Origin of the sequence: Falsiroseomonas oleicola (assembly GCF_019029495.1) — a bacterium.
GTDB lineage: Bacteria > Pseudomonadota > Alphaproteobacteria > Acetobacterales > Acetobacteraceae > Falsiroseomonas > Falsiroseomonas oleicola.
In genome coordinates, this window is record NZ_JAERQM010000008.1 from 1 (window position 1) to 17511 (window position 17511).

Here is a 17511-nt window from a genome sequence, read left to right on the forward strand (position 1 = left end):
CCCCCGCACCATCACCAACAATCCCTCAGGATCATCAGCAAGCGATACAAGGACCAAAGAGCAGCTAATTACTCTTCCCTCAACAGATACACAGTTTGAATGAGCGGTGGGACGAAGTGGCCGATCCCTCTTTCGAGAGGCCAGCCCTTGCTGTCCCGGTTACCTCCGCCTTGGCGGGCCGTTGAAGCTAGCGGAGTGTTCCGCGTCTTTCAAGTGGCCGCCTCGTCGTCGGTGGGCGCTTTCTAATGGCGGGGGGCCTCCCTGTCAAATGGGCCTCTGCGCTCCCTCTCCCGCCCCAAAACCCCAGGAAGTCCCTGGCCTCGGCACGCAAAAGGGGCGGCCCCGGCAGGCCGCCCCTGTCATCAGCCTGCATTTTTTCCGGCGAAAAAGGTTCAGCTATCCATCCGGATGTTGTTTTCGCGGATCACCGCCCCCCAGCGCTCGATCTCCGCCCCCACGAAGCTCCGTGCCTCATCAGGGGAGGAGGCGACGATGTCGCAGCCCTGCTCCTCGATGCGCGCCTTCACCTCCGGCTCGTTCAACACCTGGCGCAGCGCGGCGTGCATCCGGTCGACGATCGGCTGCGGCGTGCCGGTCCGGCCGAAGAAGGCCCACCAGGTCGGTGCCTCGAAATTGCCGAAGCCCTGCTGCGCGAAGCTCTGGGTTCCGGGCACATGCCGCGTCTCCCCTCGGGTCGTCACGCCCAGCGGCCGCAGCGTCCCGGCACGGATATGCTGGGAGACGATGACCACATTGGTCATGAACAGCGGAATTTCCCCCGCGATCGCCGCCGTCACGGCCGGCCCACCGCCGCGATAGGGCACATGGGTCATCCGGAAGCCGTTCTGCTGTTGCAGCAGCGTGGTCGCGATATGCGCCAGGCCACCGACGCCGGAGGTGGCGTAGTTGAGCCGGTCCGGGTCCTTCTTCGCCGCCTCCATCACCTCCCGGAAGTTCTGGAAGGGGGTGTCCTTATGGGCGGTCATCACCAGCGGGCCGGTCGCCACCAGGCTGACCGGGACCAGATCCTCCATCGTCTTGTAGTTCAGGCGCAGCAGCGACTGGTTCGGCGCCTCATTGTCATAGGCCAGCATCCAGGCGCTGCCATCGGCAGGCGCCCGCGCCATTTCGGAGGCGCCGATGGACCCCGAGGCACCGCCCCGGTTCTCGATGATGACGTTCTGGCCCAGAACGGCGGCCAGCCGAGGCTGGAACAGGCGTGCCACCGTGTCGGTGGACCCACCGGGTGCCCAGGGCACGATCAGCCGGATCGGCCGCTCCGGCCAGGCGCCCTGTGCCCGCAGCACGGAAGGCGCGGCGAGCCCGGCCGCGGTCAAGGCGATCAACTTGCGACGCTGCATCATCTGCAGAAACCCTCCCATTGTTCTTCGTCATACAGGTTAGGGTCAGCGTCGCGGCTTCGCCAAGCCTGAACCTTCGCGCCGGTCGTTCAGCTATCCGCGCGGATACCGTTGTCCCGGATCACCGCCCCCCATTTCTCGATCTCCGATCGGACGAAGGCCTCGGTCTCGGCGGGGGTGGAGCCGACGATATCCGCCCCCTGCTCCGCCATGCGGGCCTGGACATTCGCCTCCGCCAGCACCTGCTTCACTGCCTGCTGCATACGGTTGAGGATCGGCGCTGGGATCCCGGCGGGGCCAACCAACTGCCAATAGGTCAGCGCCTCGAACTCCGGAAAACCCTGGCGGGTGAAGGGCACGACGCCGGGCAGGTAGCGGCTGTCGGTCTTCTGGGTCAGGCCGAGCGGGCGCAGCGCCCCGGCGCGGATATGCGGCAGGATGATGACGATGTTCGACATGAACAGCGGCACATGCCCGGCCAGGGCATCCTGCAGCGCGGGTCCGCCGCCGCGATAGGGCACGTGTTCCAGCTTGAAGTCGCCGCGCTGCTGCAGCAGCACCGTGGCGATATGCGCCCCGCTGCCCACCCCCGTGGTGGCGTAGTTCAGGGTCTGCGGCCGTGCCTTCGCCGCCGCCACCATCTGGGTGAAGTTCTGGAAGGGGGTGGAGGGGTGGGTCACCAGCGCATAGGGGCAGGTGCCGACCAGGGTGCAGAAGGAAAACGCCTCCATCACCCGGTAGGGAAGCTGCATCAACGTCTCATTGGTGGCCAGCGTGTCGTTCGCCAGCAGCCAGGTATGGCCATCCGGCGCCGCCCGCGCGGTTTCCGAGGCGCCCACCGAGCCGGAGGCCCCTGCCCGGTTCTCCACCACCACCGGCCGGCCGAGCAGCTCCGTCAATTTGGGCTGGAGGATTCGCGCCACCGTGTCGTTCGACCCGCCGGGTGGGTAGGGCACGATGATCCGGACCGGCCGTTCCGGCCAGGAACCCTGGGCGCGGGCAAGCCCCGGCATGGCCAGGGCCGCGGCAGCGGGCGCTGCCAGCAATGTGCGGCGATGCATCTTGTGACGTCTCCGGTTTCCCTTTCGGCATTGCCGCATGGCGGCATGGCCGAAAGCAAGCGCGGAAAGCCTCAGCGAAAGGCGCGCCTGGCCAGCACGGCCCCGGCGAGCGCCAGCATCGCCCCCGCCAGCCCGGTCCAGGCCAGCCCGCCGGTCGCCAGAACCAGCCCGCCATAACCCGCGCCTACCCCCTGCCCCGCCAGGATCACCGCGCCGTTCAGCGCCAGGGCCACGGAGCGATCCTGCGGCGCCAGACCCATCAGCCGCGCCTGCACCATCGGCGCCAGGGCGAAAAGGCTGGCCGAGCCCAGGAAGACCAGCAGGCATAGCGGGCCGACATGCCAGAAGGCCGCCGGCGCGGCGAGCAGCGCGGAATAACCGACCAGCGCCAGGGCGAGCACGATATATAGGACCACGGGCAGCCCCGGCCCCCGCCGCTCCGCCATCCGTCCGCCCAGTCCGATGCCGACCAGGCTGCCAAGTCCCACGAAGACCTGCACCGCGCCGATGCCCGAGCCCTCGATTCCCGTGGTCGCGGTGACGATCGGGCCGAGATAGGCGGCGATGCAGAACAGGCCGGCGAAGGCCAGGAAGCTGGTGCCGAGCACGGCGAGGACCGCCGGTTTCAACGCGATGCCCAGCGATCCGGCCCCGCCGCGGTCGGTGCTGGGCAGTGGCGGCAGGCCGATCCGCACCGCCAGTGCCGCCACCCCGGCCAGGACACCCGAGAAAAGGAAGGTGCCACGCCAGCCGACCATGCCGCCGATCGCGGTGCCGAGCGGGATGCCGAGCGAAAAGGCCAGGGTCAGCCCCGCCATGACCGTGGCGATGGCGCGCCCCCGCTGTTCGGGCGGCACGAGCATGGAGGCCGCGACCGCCGGCAGCACAAGCGCGGCGGCCAGGGCGGTCACCACCCGAAGACCCAGCGCGGTGCCGAAATCGGGCACCGCGGCGGTCAGCAGGTTCAGCAGCCCCACCAGCCCGAGTCCGACCGTCAGCAGCCAGCGCCGGTCGAGCCGCGCGGTCGCGGCGGCAATCGGCGGCCCCGCCAGCGCGAAGGTCAGCGCATAGAAGGCCGCGAGCTGCCCGGCGGTGGCCAGGCTGACGCCGAGGTCCTCGGCCATGCGGGCGATCAGCCCGGTAAAGGCATAGGCCCCGGTGGCGGCGGCGAATTGCGCGCCGGTCAGCAGCCAGATGCGGCGATCCATGCCCTCTCCCGTATCGGCGCCCGACCGGACCTGTGGGACCGGGGCTATCGCATGCGGGAGGACGGGCCGGAAGTCGCGCTCAGATGGACCAGGGATCGCCCAGCTTCAGCCCCGCACGCCGGAAGGCGCAGCCCAGGGCAATGGCGGCCGAGGTCGCGGCATAGGCCTGGTAGGGCGGCAGCCGGCGCAGCAGGCAGGCCAGGGCCTCTCGCCGCGGGCCGCGCTGGGCGCAGGCGACCGCCAGCAGCAGCACCGGCTCCTCCCCCACCAGGCGCGGGCAGAGCGGGCAGCCGAGCGTCAGCGGATGCTGGGCCAGGCTGCGCAGCAGCGCATCCAGCGGTTCGGCGGCGGACATCGCATCCTCCGTCGCCAGCAGCCGGCGCAGGGCCAGCAGGGCCGGCTGGCCCTGGCGGGCGGCGGCGGCCCAGGCGCGGGCGGCGTCGATCAGCAGACGCTCCGGATTGGGCAAGGCATCCGCCTCGGCGCCGGTCCAGGGCCAGTTGGGAAGGCCGGTTGTTGCCATGGAATCGCTCCTGCCTGACGGACTCCGGGTTACCGCAATTGCGAGTCATTCGCAAACATTCTTGCGGCCATCGTTCAGGAATGGGCAAGGCCCGTCGTCCCAAGGTGACGCACCCCCCATGCGGCACAGGATGTTCCCATGCAAAGATCGATACCCCTGCATCACCGACTGGCATCGTTTGCCGTCGAGGCCGGACGGCTTTTCGGCGTCCTGGCCCTGGGACTGGCGGCCGGACTCCTGCTCGGAGCCTGCGCCACAATGCCGCCATCATCGGAGCTATCATCACAAATGCGTGATATATTTAGGCTCGGCGTCCTATCGACTGCGTCGACAAGCGTCGATTCTGAGCGGATCGCGCCCGCGGGCTAGCCCGCGGCGCATCATTGCTTGACGCAGGACCGTCCCCTGCGGCCCATAGCACACGTCGTCGCCCCCAACGGACGACATGACCACCGCGACGCACCCCCCGGCGCGCCGCCTCGTCACCACAGGCATGGGCAACCGCGGCACCCCGCCGGCGGCCAGCTTTTTCGTGCCGTTTCGGTCCGGTTCCGCAACCGGCCAGACGCTGCCCGCGCCTGCGAGGCCATTCCCCAGAAGGGGTGGCGTGAAGGAGGAGAAGACATGCCGAACCTGCCCATGCGGCGCCTCGCGCTGCTGGCCGCTCTGGCGCTGGCGACTTTGCCGATACCGTCCCAGGCCTTCGAGGTCACACAGCAACGCGGAATTGCTTCCTATTACCATCATAAATTCACCGGCCGCACTATGGCCAATGGCGACCGTTTCAATCCCAATTCCAATACCGCCGCGCACCGCACTTTTCCTTTTGGAACAGTGGTCGAGGTGACGAACCTCCGGAACGGCGAGAGCCGAGTCGTGGTCATCACCGACCGCGGGCCCTTCATCCGGGGCCGCATCATCGACGTCTCCCCCCGGATCGCGGAAGAGTTGGGCATGCGCCGGGCCGGTTTGGCCGAGGTGGTGGTGCGTCCCCTCGGCCAGATCGACACCTATGAGGAAGTCGCTGAGGCTTCCGCCCGCTGACCTCCGGTCCTATTGGGCGCGGGGACCCGTGTCCCAGGGCGCCCGTGACGATTCCTGGAGTGCCTCGGACCGGCTGACGCCGATATCCTTCAGCATCCGGTCGTCCATCGCCGCCAGGTGCCGGCGGGTGGTCATCGCGTGCAGCATCATCGCGATCCGGTCGGCCCAGCCACGCGCGGGCAGACCATCCTGGCGCGAAGGGGCTTGGGCTGTGCGCCGCACGCCGCCCCGCGAAAGCGAAAAGCCGGACATGTCGGGATATCCTTCTACCAATCCATCGGTGGGAAGGATCGGTCGCGCCAAGGGATCAGTAAAACGACTAATGTTGACGTGAAGCATCAATGTCGCTGATGCTCGCCTTATGGCCCCCCTGCCCCCCGCCCTCGACCCCGACCTGCTGCGCGCCTTCGTCCTCATCGCCGAGGGCCGCTCCTTCACCCGCGCGGCCGACCGGGTGGGCCGGACGCAATCCGCCGTCTCCATGCAGATCCGCCGGCTGGAGCAGATGCTGGGCCAGACCCTTCTGGTCCGCACCTCGAAGGGTGTGCAGCCGACCCCGCAGGGGGCCTGGCTGCTGGACCGCGCCCGCGACCTGCTGGCGCTGAATGACGAGATCATCACCAATTTCCGCGCCCCCCCGATGGTCGGCTCGGTGCGCCTGGGCACGCCCGACGACTACGCCCTGAACTGGCTGCCAGGCATCCTGGCCCGCTTCGCGGAAGCGCATCCGGCGGTGGAGCTGGACGTCACCTGCCTGAATTCGGATGTGCTGGTGGAGCAGTTCCGCCAGGGCCAGCTCGACCTCACCCTGGTCAGTGAGGGCCAGGAGCCGCCCGGCGTGGCGGCCCAGCGCATCTGGCGCGGCCCGCTGCGCTGGGTCGGCAGCCCGACCCACGGGCTGCATCGCCGGGACCCGCTGCCCCTGGCCCTGTCCCGGCCGAGCATGAACCCGGCCCGCCCCGAATTCGCCTGCGCCTGGCGTGAGGCCGCGCTGGCCAGCCTGCGCGCCGCCGGGCGCGACTGCCGCGTCACCTACAACTCCGCCACCCAGACTGGCTGCTTCACCGTCGCCCTGGCGGGGCTGGCCCTCACCGTCAGCACCCCGACCACCCTGCCCGTCGGCCTTGCCTGGCTGGGTGAGGCAGAGGCGCTGCCGCCGCTGCCGGATATGGGCATCCTGCTGCTGCGCCACGAATCCGCCCTCGGCGTGCCGGCCGTGGACACCCTGGCCGAACATATCCAGGAGGGTTTCCGCCGCGCCGCCGAGTCACCCGTGGTGCTGGCGGCGTGAGGTCAGAGACCGTTTGAGAATGCGGGCGGCTGAGGATTCGCAGGTGATTTTACGTCACCGCAAGGCACGGAACGCCGCCGATGCTAATTGCATCGGCAAGTTTCGTAACGCCGCGGTGGCGCAAAAGCGCCGCGAAGCCGACCCGCCAGTGTTCTCAAACGGTCTCTCAGCGCCCTACCAGCGCCGGACCGGCCCGCAATCCAGGTGGACGAAGCCGTCGCGCTGATACAGCCCGACCCCGCCCAGGCGCATATCCGCCGCCAGCCGGGCCATCTGCAGGCTGGACCTTCCGGGCAGCCGGCAATCCGCCGCCATGCCCGACATGTGCAGCGAAACACGGGAGACGCGGCGGCTGCGGCTGGCATTGCCGGCATTGGTTTCCGGCGTGCGGTAGCCGCTGACCACTTCGAAGGCCTCATCCGCGTCCATGCGCTGGGCCACCGTGGACATCACATCGAACAGGCGTGGGTCCATCGGCGTGGTCTCGGCGCGCGACAGGTCGCGGAACACCACGTCGAGCTGGCGCAGCGCCTCCCGGTCATAGCGACCATTGCGGAAATAGACGCCGGAGAAGCTGTCATTGGTCACCTGCCGTCGCACCCGCAGGCTGCGCGTCGCGCCCTGCGCCGCCACCGGCCCGGCCGCCGCCACACCGACACCGGCGATCACCGCCGCCAGCACACCACGCCGCGGCACCGCCTCCACCGGCACCAGCCCGGCTTCCCCGCAGCAGGGGCAGGCACCGGACCAGAGACCGCCATGGGGAATCCGCATCAGCGGGCGGCCTGCCGTGCGAGCCCCGCGACCTGGGGCCGCGGTGCATTCGCCATGGCACGGGCATAGGCCGCGTCCAGGCGATAGATGTCCGGCCGGATTCGCACCCGGCCACCGGCTTCCACCATCACGGTGTTGTAGTGCAGCCGCACCGGAAGGCTGCGGCCGAGCGACACCACGCTGGTGCCACGGCTGGCCAGAGCCCGTTCCGCGCGGGACAGGTTCCAACCCGCGGTCCCCTCCAGCAGCGTCGACATCAGCGCATTCGGCTCCGCCAGCCGGATGCAGCCGGAGGAGAAGGCGCGGTCGGGCCGGCGGAACAGGTGCCGATCCGGGGTGTCGTGCAGGAAGATGTCCTCATTGTTCGGCATGATGAACTTCAGCCGGCCGAGCGCGCTGGAATCGCCCGCATCCTGCCGCACGAAATAGGGGAAGCGCCGGCCATTGATGCTGGACCAGTCGATGGTGCGCGGATCGATCTCCATCCGCTCCCCACCCACCACAGAGAACACCCGGAAGCCGCGTTCCATCATCGCCTGCGGGTCGCGGCGGAAGCGCGGCAGCAGGTCTTCCCGCGCATTGCGCTCCGGCACGCCCCAGGGCGGGTTGAACTGGATCGCCGTCAGCCGCACCGCCATCATCGGGGTGGCGCGGTCGGGACGGCCGACGATCACGTCCATGGCCAGGATCTCGCGCTCGCCCTCCACCACCCGAAGGCGATAATCTGGCACGTTCACATCCACCCGTCGCTCGGCGGAGGCCGGCGGCTGGGCGCGGGCCATGTCCAGCGCGACGCGAAGTTGGTCGACGCGGGCCGTCAGGGGGCGGTTGAGCAGGCCGATGGTGATACGGCCGACGCGGCCATCGACCTGGAGCCCGTTCATCGCCTGCCAGCGGCGCACCGCCTCCTCCAGCACCGGGTCATAGAGGCTGCCGGCATCGGGCGCGGCGGCCAGCACCGGGTCCTCCACCGCAAGGCGGGCGCGCAGCAGCGGCACCCGCAGCGAATCGACCATGCCGGGATCAATCGTCGACTCGCCCGGAATCGGCGACCAGGGGCGGCTGGCGATCTGTCGCTGCCGGGCCAGTTCCGCCTTCAGCGCGGCGGCATTGCGCGGCAGCAGCGCCGCACGGTCCAGCAACGCCGCCGGGTCGGGCGTGGTCGCCAGTTCCATCAGCCAGGTATCGAGGCCGATCAGCGCCGGGTCACGCCGGAAATCCGGTCGGCCCGGCATGCTGCGCACCCGGCCGAGCAGCAGGTCGGACATCGCGGCGGCCGAGGCGGCGTGCAGGGCCGCGCGGTAGGCCGCCGGGTCGCTGGCCGCCAGGGTGCTGTCCGGTATGGCGTAATGCGCCGGGTCCAGCCCGTCCTCCTCCAGCCGCAACAGCCGGTCCACCAGGCGCAGCAGCGCGTCGGTGGGCGGCAGCGGGGCGAAGCCTGGATTGGCGACGGGCTCCGACACCGGAAGGTTCACAGGGCGCATCTGCGCCGCGGCTGGTGCTGCGACCAGGGCGAGGGCTGCGGCGAAAAGCGGCCGGCGTTGGATCTGCATGAAGCTGAAATACCGAAGCGCCGTCAGGGTTGCAAACGCATAAGGGTTTCGTCGCGTTGCGTGACCCGAGGGGCACGGCCTTCACCGCCCCTGCCCGGCACAACCCCGGCCCGATACGACTCAGCCGCCAAAGGTCAGGTAGACCAGCCAGGCGAGAACGCCCGCCACCGCGAGCACGATCAGGCCCGACCCGGCGGCCGCCAGCCCATCCCCCCGGCTTTCACCCTCCTCCGGATGGAAGATCGGCCGCTGCGTCGTGGGCACCCGCGGATTGAACGGATTGCGCTGGGAGGGCGGCAGGACTGGCGGCGCGGCATGACGCTTCGGGGGAAGGTCTTGCGTGGTGTCTGACGGCATCGATGGCTCCTTCCGTTCATGTGGCGGAGGACGCCAGGCGGCGACCTCACGACCTGATCGAAAGCTCCAACGCAGCGGCTACAGCGAAGTCAGCAGCCAGCTCAGTAAAAAAATCGCGCCTGCCGCCAAGGCGAGACCCTTCAGAGTGGCCCAGATCTCCGAGCGATTTCCGGAAGGTTCCGCCTCCTCCGGCAGAAAGGTCGGTCGCTGCGGCAACTCGGCATGGGCGAAGGGGTCGCGCGGCGCGGCCTCCGCCATTCGCCTGGCCTCGTCTGCATCGGGTTGCCGACCGGACATCGCCGCACCTCCCTTCTGGAAGCAAGCGGGCACAAGGCTACCAGCGCCGATGACGGGATACAATTGTTGTCGAATCGTTCCTATATGGTGTGGCCGCGCGCCCGGCCGATTGACGCCGCGCCCGCCCCGGTCCACCCCTTCGGCCGCGACAGCGATGCGGGGAAACGACAAGACCATGCGGGCGAGTGCGGACAGCGTCAGGGCACAGATCCTGGCCATTCTCGGGGCCTGGGGCATGCCGGAGGATCTGGCGGCGCAGACGGCGGAGGTGATGCTGGACACCGACCTCGCCGGCGTCGACAGCCACGGCATCGGCATGCTGGCGAGCTATGAGGGCATGCGCCGCGCCGGCCAGGTGAAGCTGGACGCAAGGCCGCGGATCGAGCGCGACAATGGCGCGGTGGCCCTGGTGGATGGCGGCGCCGGCCTCGGCCATCCGGCGGCCGCCTTCGCGATGCGCGAGGCGATTGCCCGCGCGAAGCGCTTCGGCATCGGCGCCGTCGCGGTGCGCAACAGCCACCATTTCGGCGCCGCGGGCTGGTATGTGAAGCTGGCCGCACAACAGGGCTGCCTCGGCCTGGTTACCAGCGGCACCCGCACCATGGCGATGGTGCCGACCCATGGCGCAGTGCCGGTGCTGGGCACCAACCCCATCGCCTTCGCCGCCCCCGCCCGTGAACAGCCGCCGGTGGTGCTGGACATGGCGACCACCACGGCGGCGGCGAACAAGGTGAAGGCCAAGGCGCTGCGCAACAAGCCGATCCCGGCCGGCTGGGTGATGGATGGCCAGGGCCAGCCCGTCACCGAAGGCGCCGCCGCCGTGGCCCAGGTGTTCGAGAAGCCGGAGGGTGGCCTCTCCCCGGTCGGCGGCACGCCGGACATGGCCAGCCACAAGGGCTACGGCCTGGGGCTGATGGCGCATATCCTCGGCGCGACCTTGTCCGGCGCCAGCTTCTCCCCGATCCGGGTGAAGACCCAGCGGCCGGAGGACCCAGACGATATCGGCCATTTCATGCTGGCCATCGATCCCACGGCCTTCCGCGCGGCCGGTGCCTTCGAGACGGATATGGACGCCGCCATCGACGTGCTCCGCGCCACCCCGCCGGCCGACCCTGCCCAGCCCGTGCTGGTCCCCGGCGACCCGGAACGCGCCGAGCATGCCGACCGCGGCGCCCATGGCATCCCCATCCCGGCCGGGCTGGAACAGCAGATCCGCGGGATCTGCGAACGCGCCGGCCTGCCCTTCCTTCTGACCGAAGCCTGACAGGAACCCCGACCCATGGCCCATCCCAGTCTGCGCCAGGCGCTCGCCGCCGATGAATTCATCCTCGCCCCGGGCGTGTTCGACATGATCTCCGCCAAGGTCGCGGATGGCATGGGCTTTCGGGCGCTCTACGCCACCGGCTTCGGGGTGACGGCATCGCATCTCGGCCTGCCGGATGCCGGCATCGCCACCTATACCGACATGGTCGGCCGCATGGGCACCATCGCCCGGGGCTGCAAGACGCCGGTGATCGCCGATGCCGATACCGGCTATGGCGGCCTGCTGAACGTGCGCCACACCGTGCGCGGCTATGAGGATGCCGGCGTCACCGGCATCCAGCTCGAAGACCAGGAAGTGCCGAAGAAATGCGGCCACACACCCGGCCGCAAGGTGATCCCGGCGGAGGAGATGGCGCTGAAGATCCGCGTCGCCGCCGAGACCCGCCGCAGCGAGGACTTCCTCATCATCGCCCGCACCGATGCGCGGACCTCGCTCGGCCTCGATGAGGCGATCCGTCGCGGCCAGATGTTCGCGGAGGCCGGGGCCGATGTGATCTTCATCGAAAGCCCCGAAAGCGAGGCCGAGATGGCCGAGGTGGGCAAGCGCATCAAGAAGCCGCTGTTTGCCAATATGGTCGAGGGCGGCCGCACGCCGATCGTCCCGGCGGACCGGCTGCATGCCATGGGCTACCGCATCGCCATCTACCCGGCGGTCGGCTTCCTGACCGTCGCGGCGGCGCTCGAGAAGGCCTATGGCCAGCTCAAGGCGGACGGCCATTCCAACAACATGTCGGTCAATGCCGACTACAACTTCGCCAAGATGTGCGAGCTGATGGGCTTCCCGGATGTCTGGGACTTCGACCGTAAATGGGCCGAGGCCGCCGGCAACCTGCCCAAGGCCGCGGAATAGTCATCCCCGCGCCAGCGCCATGGCGTGGGCGCGGACATCCTCGGGCCAGCCCGCCATGCGGGCCTCGAACCCGGCAAGATCCGCTGCGAACAAAGCCCGCGCCGCCTCCTCGAAGCCCGCAAAATTGCCGGCGATGGCGGAGGTGAAGCGATAGGCGGCAGCCTGCGCCGCCCGGGCGCGCGCAGGGCCGTCATCAGCCCGGCGCGCTGCCTCCACCAACCGACGCAGCACGACGGAGGCACCGCCCGGCTGTGCGGCGAGCCAGGCCCATTGCTGCGGCAGCAGCGTCACCTCCCGCGCCGTCACGCCGAGACGCGGCCGGCCGCGGCCGCGCGCAGGGGCCTCCTCCGCCGGCGGCGGGGCCAGGCGGGCCAGCATCTCCGCCTCCGTGCCGCGCAGGTCGAAATCCACCGCTTCCCCGGTGGCATCGTCGAACACCAGGACAGGCGCCAGGGGATCGCGTCGCAGCGCCTCCCGCACCGCCAGGGCGACCAGGGGGGCCGGGCCGCCCGCAAGGCGGTGGGTATCGATGAAGGCGGTGCAAAGGCGTGGCGGCGACATGGGGCTGAGCCATCTGTAATTTTACCCGGGTATTATTGACCATCCGACGTCCGGCCGCTACCACCCTGGTCACGGAAAAGGATCGGGCGGCGATGCAAAGGGCGGAACGGAAGGCGGCGGCCGACGCCTGGCGGGAGCGGAAGGTCACCCCGGGCATCTACGCCCTGCATTGCCCTGCGGCGGCGCGCCGCTGGGTCGGCCGCGCGCCGGACGTCTCGACCATCTGGAACCGCATGGCTTTCACCCTGCGCCAGGGCGCCATGCCCCATGGCTCCCTGCGCGAGGCCTGCGCGACGCATGGCGCCGAGGCCTTTCGCTTCGAGGTGCTGGAAGCCCTGCCGACCGATCTTTCGGCCGATGACCGCGACCGCGCCCTGAAGGCCCGGCTGGCCCATTGGGCGGCAGCGCTGGGGGCGGAGCCGATCTGACCCGGATGGGGTCGCCAGGGCCTTGCCGGCGCGGCAGTCTGGGCCGGAGGAAACCCGAAGAGGACATCGCCCATGGACCAGCCGCGCGCCCTGCTGTTCGACGTCTTCGGCACCGTCGTCGACTGGCGCACATCGGTGGCGCGGGAGGTGGCGCCCTTCCTGGCGGAACATGCCCCCGGCACCGACCCCGCCGACTTCGCCCATGCCTGGCGCCGCCGCTACCAGCCGGCGATGGAGGCGGTGCGCAGCGGCGCGCGGCCCTTCACCCGGCTCGACATCCTGCATCGCGAGAACCTGGAGGCGGTGCTGCGCGACCACGGCATCGACCCGGCGGCGCTGGCGGAGCCCGTGCTGGATCATCTGAACAAGGCCTGGCACCGGCTGGACCCCTGGCCCGACAGCGTCGAGGGGCTGCGGCGGCTGAAGACCCGCTTCATCATCGCGCCGCTGTCCAACGGCAATATCGCGCTGATGCTGAATGTCGCGAAACGCGCCGGCCTGCCCTGGGACGCGATCCTGGGGGCGGAGGTGGCGCGGGCCTACAAGCCGAGCCCGGCCGCCTATCTCAACACCGCCGAGATCCTCGGCCTGGCGCCGGCGGAATGCATGCTGGTGGCGGCGCATAACAACGATCTGGCGGCGGCGCGCAGGGTCGGCTTCCGCACCGCCTTCGTCCCGCGCCCCAGGGAGTACGGTCCGCACCAGGACAAGGATTTCGGCCCCGACCAGGATTGGGATTTCGTCGCGGCGGACTTCCCGGCGCTGGCCGATGCGCTGGGCTGCGGCCCGGCTTGATTAAGACCTGTCGCGCCGCGACACTGGAGCATGATGACCGAAGGTGCGAAGGCACCGGAGGTCTGAATCACGCGACCAAACAAAAGGTTGGAACGTGCTGCGTGAACGAAGGTGAACGCATCACGCTCCAGCAGCGCAGACAGGCCCCCGATACCGCATGTCCTTCCCCCATGATGATGCCGCCTGGGCCGAAACCGCGGAGTTCCTGAGGGGGCAACTCGCCCCCTCCGACCGGGTGCTGGCGCCGGACCCCTTCCGCTGGGCGATCCCCCGGGCCGAGCGTTTCGCCACCGCCGCCGGCCGCCCGCCGGGCGACTACCGCTGGGTGGTGACCCATAAGGGCGAGCTGGACCGTATCCCCCGGAGCTTCCTGGATGCCGTGGTGCGGCAGGCGCGGCCGGTCTTCGCCAACCCGGTCTTCGTCGTCTTCGTCACCAAGCCGCAGCCCGATCAGCCGGACCTGACGGAAACCGACCATGTTCGTGCCTTCGCCGCCAATCTGGCCGCACTGCCGCCCGAAGCGGCGCCGGAGCCCGAACCCCTTTTCCTGGCGCTGGACGAGCCGGAGCCGCCCCCCCCCGCAGCGCCCCTGCCTGCCCCCGCCATGACCCCGCCGCCCCGCGCGCCCCGCCCGCCATCCCGGCCCGCCCCGGCCCCGCCCCGCCCCTGGCTGATCCCGGGCGGCGTGCCCGGCACGCGGCGGGAGGCGGCCTTCCAGGCGGAGCTGGACTGGCTGATCGCCGACTACCTCGGCCCGGCGGCGGAGGAAGCGGTGCTCGACATCGCCTGCGGCCAGGGCCGGCTGGGCGCGCTGCTGCCCGACGCGGCGCGGATCACCGGCATCGATATCGCCGAGGCCGCGCTGGCCGAGGCCGCCGCCCGGCATGCCGGGCTGCCGCGCTTCGCCTTCGCCCGGATGGATGCGGCCCGGCTGGATTTTCCCGAATCCAGCTTCGACACGGCGCTGCTGATCGACAGCCTGGACATGCTCGCCGAGCCCGCCGCCGCTTTGGCCGAGGCCGCGCGGGTGCTGGCGCGCGGTGGCCGGCTGATGGTCAGCGCGATGAACCGCGACAGCCTGTTCCTGCGCGCCCAGCGCCGGTTGGGTCTTCCCGTGCCCCCGCTGGGCTTCGGCGTGGCGGAGCTGACGGGCATGCTGCGCGCCGCGGGCCTGGCGGTGCAGCGCGCCGATGGCCTGTTCGTCTCCCCCGGCTGGGCCCTGCCCGGCGCCGCGCCAGGGCTGGCGGCGTTGGAGGAGGAGCCGGAATTCATCGAGGCCGCCCGGCGCCTCGGCCGCCGCGCCGGGCCGGAGGATGCGCTCGGCTTTTGTCTGCTGGCGCGAAAAGCCTAAGCCGCCTTCGGCACCCGAACCGCCCGGTCCTCCGGCGGGTCGATGCGGAACACCGCCTCGGCGATGCCAGCCATCTCCGCCGTGTTCATCTCGGCCGCCTCGGTGGTCGCCAGCACGGCGACATCGGTGATGCCGAGGTCGCGAAGCTGGTGCGGCGTGCCATGGCCGAAGTCGAGATGGCCGCGGCCGATGATCCCCACAACCAGCGGCGGCGCAGCCTCCGCCGCCGCGATCGCCTGCGCGATGTTGCAGGCGAAGGCGCGGTCCCAGACCTGCTGGGCGCGCAGGAAGCGGTCGGAGATATCGGCGGCGGGACGGCCGGTCAGCCAGGCGATGTAGTCACGATGGCCGGGGGTGGGCGCGGCGGCCGGGGTCATGCCGTCCCGCTCCGCCTCCGGCACCGAATCCCAGCCTTCCTTGCCGATCTGCGTCACCAGCGGGCGATAGCAGTTCAGCGCCAGCATGCGGACGCCCTGCTGGCGGCAGAAGTGGAAGATCGGCAGGTAGATTTCGGGCGGGAAGCCCCAGACCGTCTCCCACTCCGCCTCCCGCAGGAAATCCGCGGTGCGCAGGCCGCCGGCCACCCAGCGGTCCAGCACCGGCTGAAGCCGGCGTGGGAACATCTCGAACCCCACCGCCATGTTCGGCCGCAGCAGATGCAGGCAGGTGGTCACCTGAAGCTGCCAGCGATGGATTTCCGCGACGTCATGCGTCTCCCCCAGCAGCACCGCCTGCCGGCCTGCCAGGTCGCGCATCAGCACGGCGGGATCGAGCAGCGCGCCGGTGGTGGGGTCCATCCAGCGGGCCAGCGGATGCGGAATGGCGGTCATGGCTCTGCCTCATTCATGCGAATGACTCTCATTTGCATGAATGGGCGCCGCTTGGAAGACGGCGCGAGGCCGCCTCCCAGGCCTCGCGATTCAGCCGCTGGCGATGCCGCCCTCGCGGATGATCGGCGTCCAGCGTGCCACTTCCTTCGCGATATGGGCGGCGAAATCCTCCGGCGTGCCGCCGACCACGCGGCCGGCCTGCGCCTCGAAGATGCGCTGCTGCACATCCGGCATGGCGGCGATGCGGCCGAAGACCTGGTTGATCTGCCGCGCCAGCCCCGCATCCATGCCCGCCGGCGCCACGATGCCGTGCCAGACCGCCACCTCGAAGCCCGGCAGCACGGTGGAGATGGCGGGCGCATCCGGCAGCAGCGGCGTGCCGGCGGCATTGCCCACCGCGATCGCCCGCGCATTGCCCTGGCGGATCTGCCCGATGCCGGAGGAGACGGTGGGGAAGCCGAATTGCGCATCGCCCCGGATCAGGGAGGTCACCATCTCCGCGCCCGAGCGGTAGGGCACATGCACCATGCGGATACCGGCCTCCTTCAGGAACAGCGCCATGAACAGGTGGCTGCCATTGCCATTGCCGGCGGAGGAATAGGTGAAGCCATCGGGCCGCGCCTTGGCCTGGTCGATCACCTGCTGGATGGTGGTGGCGGTGACGGAGGGATGTGCCATCAGCACCGCCGGCAGGTTCACCAGATGGATGATCGGCGTGAAGGCGGTGGTCGGGTCGTAGGTCAGGCTGGGGATCAGCTCCTTGCCGATGGCATTGGCGCCCACATCGGCCATCATCAGCGTCAGCCCATCCGGCTTCTCCCGCGCCACGAAGCCGCCGGCGATGGTCCCGCCCGCACCGGGGCGATTTTCCACCACCAGCGTCTGGCCGCCGGTCACCTCGGCGAATTTGGCGGAGAAGGTGCGCGACAGGGTGTCGATGGCGCCGCCGGCGCCGAAGGGCACGATCAGGCGGATCGGCCGGTCAGGCCAGGCGTTTCCCTGGGCGCGGGCAACGGCCGGCGTCGCCAGCGCCGCCGCTCCGGCAAGAAGATGACGACGCAAGAGCTTGATGGACATTTGATAATTCTCCCATGGGACGTTTTAATAAATTTGACCCAACGCGAGCCGACGCGCAATCATGGCACAGGCTGTAGTGTGACGATATTCCGAGTCGGAACCCTGCCATGACCTGGTCCATTGTCGCCCATGACCCGGCGACCGGCGCCTTCGCCGTCGCCGTCACCACCTGCGCCTTCGCCGTCGGCGCCTCCTGCCCCTTTGTCCGGGCCGGTGTCGGTGCGGTCTCCACCCAGTCCATGACCAACCGCTATCTCGGCCCCGCGGTGCTGGACGGCCTGGCGCGTGGCCTGTCGCCCGCGGCGGCGATCGAGGGGGCGCTGGCGGGGGATGAGGGCAAGGGGCTGCGCCAGGTGCATGCGGTGGACCGGCATGGCCGCAGCGCCGCCTTCACCGGGACCAACTGCGTGGAATGGTGCGGCGAGCTGACCTCCGCCCATGTCGCCTTCGCCGGCAATATGCTGGCCGGGCCGTCGGTGCTGGCCGATACCTATGCCGGCTTCGTCAGCAACCCGGACCTGCCGCTCGCCGAGCGCCTGCTCGCCGCGATGGATGCCGGGGAGGCCGCGGGCGGCGACAAGCGCGGCCGGCAATCGGCGGCGCTGGTGCTGACCACGACGGAGGACTTCCCGGACATCTCTCTGCGCGTCGATGACCACCCGCTGCCGCTGGTGGAGCTGCGCCGGCTGTATGGGATCTGGCTGCGGGACCGGGCGCCGGGACTTGGTGACCAGCCCTCCAAGGCCCGCCCCTCCGGCCAGACCGATCTCGACCGCATCGAGGCGCGGTGGATCGCCAAGGGGCTGGACCTGCGGCTGCGGCGCTGA

20 protein-coding genes are annotated in these 17511 nt (G+C 70.1%); 8 read left to right on the top strand and 12 right to left on the bottom strand.

The window, feature by feature from the left end; translation table 11 throughout:
• Window positions 1–392 precede the first annotated feature (392 nt).
• From JJQ90_RS22190 to JJQ90_RS22205, 4 genes are all read right to left on the bottom strand, one after another.
• Entirely contained in the window at window positions 393–1364 is a 972-nt protein-coding gene (locus JJQ90_RS22190) for a Bug family tripartite tricarboxylate transporter substrate binding protein (protein ID WP_230410903.1), read from the bottom strand.
• A gap of 86 nt (window positions 1365–1450) precedes the next feature.
• Window positions 1451–2422: a tripartite tricarboxylate transporter substrate binding protein gene (locus tag JJQ90_RS22195; RefSeq protein WP_216878472.1), complete on the bottom strand. Its 972-nt coding sequence runs from the start codon at window positions 2420–2422 to the stop codon at window positions 1451–1453.
• Between the two features lie 71 nt (window positions 2423–2493).
• A complete protein-coding gene (locus tag JJQ90_RS22200) occupies window positions 2494–3630 on the bottom strand; it encodes an MFS transporter (RefSeq protein ID WP_216878473.1) in 1137 nt (378 codons plus the stop codon).
• Between the two features lie 79 nt (window positions 3631–3709).
• The gene (locus JJQ90_RS22205) at window positions 3710–4153 is read right to left on the bottom strand and encodes a hypothetical protein (protein WP_216878474.1); all 444 of its coding nucleotides are present in this window, start codon (window positions 4151–4153) and stop codon (window positions 3710–3712) included.
• A gap of 624 nt (window positions 4154–4777) precedes the next feature.
• Between JJQ90_RS22205 and JJQ90_RS22210 the strand changes: the two genes are divergently transcribed.
• The gene (locus tag JJQ90_RS22210; protein WP_230410904.1) at window positions 4778–5197 is read left to right on the top strand and encodes a septal ring lytic transglycosylase RlpA family protein; all 420 of its coding nucleotides are present in this window, start codon (window positions 4778–4780) and stop codon (window positions 5195–5197) included.
• Between the two features lie 9 nt (window positions 5198–5206).
• Here the strand turns inward: JJQ90_RS22210 and JJQ90_RS22215 are convergent, their stop codons facing one another.
• Window positions 5207–5536 carry a DUF1127 domain-containing protein gene (locus tag JJQ90_RS22215; protein ID WP_216878475.1) on the bottom strand — a complete coding sequence of 110 codons (330 nt, stop codon included), beginning with the start codon at window positions 5534–5536 and terminating at the stop codon, window positions 5207–5209.
• 22 nt (window positions 5537–5558) lie between these two features.
• Here JJQ90_RS22215 and JJQ90_RS22220 point away from each other — a divergent pair, with 22 nt between their 5' ends.
• A complete protein-coding gene (locus tag JJQ90_RS22220; RefSeq protein WP_216878476.1) occupies window positions 5559–6488 on the top strand; it encodes a LysR family transcriptional regulator in 930 nt (309 codons plus the stop codon).
• Between the two features lie 174 nt (window positions 6489–6662).
• Here JJQ90_RS22220 and JJQ90_RS22225 read toward each other — a convergent pair whose 3' ends face one another.
• From JJQ90_RS22225 to JJQ90_RS22240, 4 genes are all read right to left on the bottom strand, one after another.
• A complete protein-coding gene (locus JJQ90_RS22225; RefSeq protein ID WP_216878477.1) occupies window positions 6663–7262 on the bottom strand; it encodes a DUF882 domain-containing protein in 600 nt (199 codons plus the stop codon).
• Window positions 7262–8815 (bottom strand): L,D-transpeptidase family protein, encoded by a 1554-nt coding sequence (locus tag JJQ90_RS22230; RefSeq protein ID WP_230410905.1) that lies wholly within the window; start codon window positions 8813–8815, stop codon window positions 7262–7264. Before JJQ90_RS22230 ends, JJQ90_RS22225 begins: the two co-directional genes overlap by 1 nt.
• Before the next feature lie 120 nt (window positions 8816–8935).
• A complete protein-coding gene (locus JJQ90_RS22235) occupies window positions 8936–9172 on the bottom strand; it encodes a hypothetical protein (RefSeq protein WP_216878478.1) in 237 nt (78 codons plus the stop codon).
• Window positions 9173–9250: 78 nt separating this feature from the next.
• Complete coding sequence (locus tag JJQ90_RS22240) at window positions 9251–9430, bottom strand: hypothetical protein (protein ID WP_216878479.1); 180 nt, start codon at window positions 9428–9430, stop codon at window positions 9251–9253.
• A 214-nt stretch (window positions 9431–9644) separates the two neighbouring features.
• Between JJQ90_RS22240 and JJQ90_RS22245 the strand changes: the two genes are divergently transcribed.
• The gene (locus JJQ90_RS22245; RefSeq protein WP_216878480.1) at window positions 9645–10733 is read left to right on the top strand and encodes an Ldh family oxidoreductase; all 1089 of its coding nucleotides are present in this window, start codon (window positions 9645–9647) and stop codon (window positions 10731–10733) included.
• A gap of 15 nt (window positions 10734–10748) precedes the next feature.
• Window positions 10749–11642 (top strand): isocitrate lyase/PEP mutase family protein, encoded by an 894-nt coding sequence (locus JJQ90_RS22250; RefSeq protein WP_216878481.1) that lies wholly within the window; start codon window positions 10749–10751, stop codon window positions 11640–11642.
• Here the strand turns inward: JJQ90_RS22250 and JJQ90_RS22255 are convergent, their stop codons facing one another.
• On the bottom strand, window positions 11643–12203 hold the full coding sequence (locus tag JJQ90_RS22255; protein WP_216878482.1) for a DUF2239 family protein: 561 nt from the start codon (window positions 12201–12203) through the stop codon (window positions 11643–11645). It abuts the gene before it with no gap.
• A 92-nt stretch (window positions 12204–12295) separates the two neighbouring features.
• Between JJQ90_RS22255 and JJQ90_RS22260 the strand changes: the two genes are divergently transcribed.
• The 3 genes from JJQ90_RS22260 to JJQ90_RS22270 all read left to right on the top strand — a co-directional run bounded on the left by JJQ90_RS22260 (window position 12296) and on the right by JJQ90_RS22270 (window position 14777).
• On the top strand, window positions 12296–12631 hold the full coding sequence (locus JJQ90_RS22260; protein ID WP_216878483.1) for a GIY-YIG nuclease family protein: 336 nt from the start codon (window positions 12296–12298) through the stop codon (window positions 12629–12631).
• 72 nt (window positions 12632–12703) lie between these two features.
• Complete coding sequence (locus JJQ90_RS22265; protein ID WP_216878484.1) at window positions 12704–13426, top strand: haloacid dehalogenase type II; 723 nt, start codon at window positions 12704–12706, stop codon at window positions 13424–13426.
• Between the two features lie 157 nt (window positions 13427–13583).
• Complete coding sequence (locus JJQ90_RS22270; RefSeq protein ID WP_216878485.1) at window positions 13584–14777, top strand: class I SAM-dependent methyltransferase; 1194 nt, start codon at window positions 13584–13586, stop codon at window positions 14775–14777.
• On the opposite strand, the gene JJQ90_RS22275 is transcribed toward JJQ90_RS22270, so the two are convergent.
• Window positions 14774–15607 (bottom strand): ChaN family lipoprotein, encoded by an 834-nt coding sequence (locus JJQ90_RS22275; protein ID WP_216878486.1) that lies wholly within the window; start codon window positions 15605–15607, stop codon window positions 14774–14776. The two genes, JJQ90_RS22270 and JJQ90_RS22275, sit on opposite strands and share 4 nt — an antisense overlap.
• 90 nt (window positions 15608–15697) lie before the next feature.
• Window positions 15698–16684, bottom strand: a complete 987-nt coding sequence (locus tag JJQ90_RS22280; RefSeq protein WP_216878487.1) for a Bug family tripartite tricarboxylate transporter substrate binding protein — start codon at window positions 16682–16684, stop codon at window positions 15698–15700.
• A 107-nt stretch (window positions 16685–16791) separates the two neighbouring features.
• Here JJQ90_RS22280 and JJQ90_RS22285 point away from each other — a divergent pair, with 107 nt between their 5' ends.
• Window positions 16792–17511, top strand: coding sequence for a DUF1028 domain-containing protein (locus tag JJQ90_RS22285; RefSeq protein WP_216878488.1), 720 nt, complete (start codon window positions 16792–16794; stop codon window positions 17509–17511).

Excerpts from the sequence above, each read along its gene's own strand:
- JJQ90_RS22190 (WP_230410903.1), bottom strand. The coding sequence starts at position 1,364 with ATGATGCAGCGTCGCAAGTTGATCGCCTTGACCGCGGCCGGGCTCGCC.
- JJQ90_RS22195 (WP_216878472.1), bottom strand. The coding sequence starts at position 2,422 with ATGCATCGCCGCACATTGCTGGCAGCGCCCGCTGCCGCGGCCCTGGCC.
- JJQ90_RS22200 (WP_216878473.1), bottom strand. The coding sequence starts at position 3,630 with ATGGATCGCCGCATCTGGCTGCTGACCGGCGCGCAATTCGCCGCCGCC.
- JJQ90_RS22205 (WP_216878474.1), bottom strand. The coding sequence starts at position 4,153 with ATGGCAACAACCGGCCTTCCCAACTGGCCCTGGACCGGCGCCGAGGCG.
- JJQ90_RS22210 (WP_230410904.1), top strand. The coding sequence starts at position 4,778 with ATGCCGAACCTGCCCATGCGGCGCCTCGCGCTGCTGGCCGCTCTGGCG.
- JJQ90_RS22215 (WP_216878475.1), bottom strand. The coding sequence starts at position 5,536 with ATGCTTCACGTCAACATTAGTCGTTTTACTGATCCCTTGGCGCGACCG.
- JJQ90_RS22220 (WP_216878476.1), top strand. The coding sequence starts at position 5,559 with ATGGCCCCCCTGCCCCCCGCCCTCGACCCCGACCTGCTGCGCGCCTTC.
- JJQ90_RS22225 (WP_216878477.1), bottom strand. The coding sequence starts at position 7,262 with ATGCGGATTCCCCATGGCGGTCTCTGGTCCGGTGCCTGCCCCTGCTGC.
- JJQ90_RS22230 (WP_230410905.1), bottom strand. The coding sequence starts at position 8,815 with ATGCAGATCCAACGCCGGCCGCTTTTCGCCGCAGCCCTCGCCCTGGTC.
- JJQ90_RS22235 (WP_216878478.1), bottom strand. The coding sequence starts at position 9,172 with ATGCCGTCAGACACCACGCAAGACCTTCCCCCGAAGCGTCATGCCGCG.
- JJQ90_RS22240 (WP_216878479.1), bottom strand. The coding sequence starts at position 9,430 with ATGGCGGAGGCCGCGCCGCGCGACCCCTTCGCCCATGCCGAGTTGCCG.
- JJQ90_RS22245 (WP_216878480.1), top strand. The coding sequence starts at position 9,645 with ATGCGGGCGAGTGCGGACAGCGTCAGGGCACAGATCCTGGCCATTCTC.
- JJQ90_RS22250 (WP_216878481.1), top strand. The coding sequence starts at position 10,749 with ATGGCCCATCCCAGTCTGCGCCAGGCGCTCGCCGCCGATGAATTCATC.
- JJQ90_RS22255 (WP_216878482.1), bottom strand. The coding sequence starts at position 12,203 with ATGTCGCCGCCACGCCTTTGCACCGCCTTCATCGATACCCACCGCCTT.
- JJQ90_RS22260 (WP_216878483.1), top strand. The coding sequence starts at position 12,296 with ATGCAAAGGGCGGAACGGAAGGCGGCGGCCGACGCCTGGCGGGAGCGG.
- JJQ90_RS22265 (WP_216878484.1), top strand. The coding sequence starts at position 12,704 with ATGGACCAGCCGCGCGCCCTGCTGTTCGACGTCTTCGGCACCGTCGTC.
- JJQ90_RS22270 (WP_216878485.1), top strand. The coding sequence starts at position 13,584 with ATGTCCTTCCCCCATGATGATGCCGCCTGGGCCGAAACCGCGGAGTTC.
- JJQ90_RS22275 (WP_216878486.1), bottom strand. The coding sequence starts at position 15,607 with ATGACCGCCATTCCGCATCCGCTGGCCCGCTGGATGGACCCCACCACC.
- JJQ90_RS22280 (WP_216878487.1), bottom strand. The coding sequence starts at position 16,684 with ATGTCCATCAAGCTCTTGCGTCGTCATCTTCTTGCCGGAGCGGCGGCG.
- JJQ90_RS22285 (WP_216878488.1), top strand. The coding sequence starts at position 16,792 with ATGACCTGGTCCATTGTCGCCCATGACCCGGCGACCGGCGCCTTCGCC.